Origin of the sequence: Pseudomonas sp. SIMBA_068 (assembly GCF_046534705.1) — a bacterium.
GTDB lineage: Bacteria > Pseudomonadota > Gammaproteobacteria > Pseudomonadales > Pseudomonadaceae > Aquipseudomonas > Aquipseudomonas putida.
Genome location: NZ_JAWRYI010001636.1, coordinates 1 through 237 on the forward strand (window position 1 = coordinate 1; position 237 = coordinate 237).

The following is a 237-nucleotide window of genomic DNA, read 5'->3' on the forward strand; positions in this document are numbered from 1 at the left end:
GGAACCAGGCCCACGCGCTTGAGGTGTTGGTCCCACACGGCGGCGGGATCAATGTGCAGGGGCAAACGGCCAAGCAACTGAAAATCGACACCCTGTTGCCCCCCATCGCTGAGGGCTTTCCCTGGGCCGGGCATATCGGCCTGAAAATGCTCCCGCAAGTGGTCGCCGAAGTCGACGCCAGCAGCAGTTGCCTGGTGTTTACCAATACGCGTGCACAGTCGGAGATCTGGTATCAGG

General features: G+C 61.2%; 1 protein-coding gene. It reads left to right on the top strand.

From position 1 onward, the window contains the following. Nucleotides 1–237, top strand: a 237-nt coding sequence (locus SB756_RS35280; RefSeq protein WP_410913907.1) for a hypothetical protein, incomplete at both ends; no start/stop codon positions are given.